General features: G+C 65.7%; 4 protein-coding genes. 2 read left to right on the top strand and 2 right to left on the bottom strand.

From position 1 onward, the window contains the following. Both VGH54_RS16530 and VGH54_RS16525 read right to left on the bottom strand, forming a co-directional pair. On the bottom strand, nt 1-236 hold a 236-nt coding region (locus VGH54_RS16530; RefSeq protein WP_331513150.1), incomplete at its 3' end, for an SDR family NAD(P)-dependent oxidoreductase. After that, on the bottom strand, nt 233-853 hold the full coding sequence (locus VGH54_RS16525) for a TetR/AcrR family transcriptional regulator (RefSeq protein ID WP_331513149.1): 621 nt from the start codon (nt 851-853) through the stop codon (nt 233-235). The genes VGH54_RS16530 and VGH54_RS16525, both read right to left, overlap by 4 nt. 44 nt (nt 854-897) lie before the next feature. Between VGH54_RS16525 and VGH54_RS16520 the strand changes: the two genes are divergently transcribed. Together VGH54_RS16520 and VGH54_RS16515 are read left to right on the top strand one after the other, a co-directional pair. After that, on the top strand, nt 898-2,034 hold the full coding sequence (locus VGH54_RS16520) for a phosphotransferase family protein (protein WP_331513148.1): 1,137 nt from the start codon (nt 898-900) through the stop codon (nt 2,032-2,034). After that, on the top strand, nt 2,034-2,776 hold a 743-nt coding region (locus VGH54_RS16515; RefSeq protein ID WP_331513147.1), incomplete at its 3' end, for a hypothetical protein. The genes VGH54_RS16520 and VGH54_RS16515, both read left to right, overlap by 1 nt.

The raw sequence follows: 2,776 nt of genomic DNA, 5'->3' as shown, positions 1-2,776 counted from the left end.
ATATCGTCGCGGTCGAGCAGGTCGGCTCGGATCGCCACCGCGCGTCCACCGGATGCCTCGATATCGGCGACGGTCTCACCGATAGTGCCGGGAAGCCTTTCGTTCCAAACATTTTCGGTGCGGCCCACTACGGCGACAGCCGCCCCTTCGCCGGCCAGTGCCAGAGCGATTGCCCGGCCCAGGCCGCGGCTGGCGCCGGTGACGATCGCCGTGCGGCCGTCCAGTCGCCCGGTCACCGGCCCGACCCTACCTCTCGGGTAACGCCGTGCACGAGGATGGCGGTGATTTGATCCACCCAGGCGTCGTCCAGCGGTTCATCCGGGCTAAGCAACATCCGCAACAACGTCGCCCCGCCGATCAACTCGATCAATCGGTCCGGATCGACGTCCGGATGCACCTCACCGCGATCCACCGCTTCACTCAGCCGTGCCTGCACCATGGTGAACAAACCCGCAAAGCGGGACATCACCCGGGCGTTGAGCTCGGCGTCGGCGCTCATGTCGGCGACCAGGCCGGGCAGCGCGGCGCGCACCACCGGGGTGGTGAACACGTCGCGTGCCGCCGCAATCATCGCGCGCAGGTCAGCGGCCATGCCGCGAGTCGGGCCCACCAGCGCGGTGGGCGCCACCGGGAAGGCGGCTTCGTGCACCAGCTCTGCCTTGCTCGACCACCGTCGGTACAACGCCGTCTTCGTGGTTCCGGCGCGCTCGGCGACCGCGGCCAGGGTGAGGTTCGAATAGCCGATTTGGACAAGCAGATCCGCGGTGGCGGTCAATATGGCAGCGTCGATGCGCGGGTCCCGGGGCCGTCCGGCACCCGAGACCTTGTCAACCGAGGATGGGTCTGCTTTCATAACGCTACCCACCGTATCGTAATTGCCTCACGAAGGAGGCACCTGTGCCAAACGAACCTGTGCTCGACCAAGTCGACCGACTGCAGCGCTCGAGCCGCGACGTCACCACGCTGCCGGCGGTGATGTCGCAGTGGTTGTCCACCGTCCTGCCCGGCGGGGCAACCCCGCAGGTCACCGTCGAGGGCGGCATCGACTCGACCGGCATGTCGTCGGAGACCATCATCCTGACCGCGCATTGGGAGGAGGACGGCAAGCCGGTTACGCAAAAGCTGGTTGCGCGGGTGGCGCCCACTGCCGGGGACGTCCAGGTGTTCCCGACCTATCGACTCGACCACCAATTCGACGTGATCCGCAAAGTCGGCGAGATCACCGATGTTCCCGTCCCGCGGGTGCGCTGGCTGGAATCCACCGGCGAGGTCTTGGGCACGCCGTTCTTTTTGATGGATTACGTCGACGGCGAGGTGCCGCCCGACGTCATGCCCTACACCTTTGGTGGCAACTGGTTCGCCGACGCGCCCGCCGAACGCCAGCGCGAGCTTCAGGACGCAACGGTCGGGGTGCTCGCCAAGCTGCATTCAATCCCGGACGCGGAGAAGACGTTTGGCTTCTTAGCTGAAGGGCAGGAAGGCGACTCCGCGCTGCGCAGGCATCTCAACTGGGTGCAGTCCTGGTATGACTTTGCGGTGCCCGACATCGGCCGATCACCGCTGTTGGAGCGCACGTTCCAATGGCTGGAGGACCACTGGCCGGAGGAAGCGGCGGCCACCGAGCCGGTGCTGCTGTGGGGCGACGCCAGGGTGGGCAACGTGTTGTACCGCGACTTCCATCCGGTGGCGGTGCTGGACTGGGAAATGGTGACGCTGGGTCCGCGTGAACTCGACGTCGCGTGGATGATCTATGCGCACATGGTCTTTCAGGAACTCGCCGGTCTGGCGACACTGCCCGGCCTGCCTGAGGTGATGCGCGAGGACGACGTCCGGGCTAGCTATCAGCGGCTCACCGGCGTCGAGATCGGCGACCTGCACTGGTTCTACGTCTACTCCGGGGTCATGTGGGCCTGCGTGTTCATGCGCACCGGAGCGCGGCGGGTGCACTTCGGCGAGACCGAGAAACCTGACAGCGTCGAGTCGCTGTTCTATCACTCAGGACTGATGAAACGTCTTATCGGAGAGGATCAGTAATGCTCGGACCGCTCGACGAGTTCCCGGTACACCAAGTCCCCCAGCCGATCGCGTGGCCGGGCTCCTCGGACCGTAATTTCTACGATCGCTCTTACTTCAACGCCCACGACCGCACCGGCGACATCTTCGTGATCAGCGGCATCGGTTACTACCCCAACCTCGGGGTCAAAGACGCATTCCTGCTCATCCGCCGCGGCGACACCCAGACCGCGGTGCATTTGTCCGATGCCGTCGACCAGGACCGGCTCAACCAGAACGTCAACGGTTACCGCGTCGACGTCATCGACCCGCTGCACAAGCTGCGGATCGTCCTCGACGAAACCGAGGGCATCGCAGCCGATCTCACCTGGGAGGGCCTGTTCGACGTCGTCCAGGAGCAGCCGCACATCCTGCGTTCGGGCAATCGCGTGACGTTGAACGCGCAACGCTTCGCCCAGCTCGGCAGCTGGAGCGGCCGGATCGTCCTGGACGGCAAGGAAATTGCCATCGACCCGGCAACCTGGATCGGCAGCCGCGACCGGTCCTGGGGCATTCGGCCGATCGGCGAACCCGAGCCCGCCGGTCGGCCCGCCGACCCGCCTTTCGAGGGCATGTGGTGGCTGTACGTGCCGATGGCGTTCCAGGACTTCGCGGTCGTATTGATCATCCAGGAGGAGCCCGACGGGTTTCGCTCACTCAACGACTGCACCCGGATCTGGCGCGACGGCCGCGTCGAACAGCTCGGCTGGCCGCGGGTGAAGAT

This window comes from Mycobacterium sp., from assembly GCF_036488105.1.
Lineage (GTDB): Bacteria > Actinomycetota > Actinomycetes > Mycobacteriales > Mycobacteriaceae > Mycobacterium.
The sequence above is the reverse complement of the archived record's forward strand: the minus strand, read 5'-3'. Positions and strand labels throughout refer to the sequence as shown.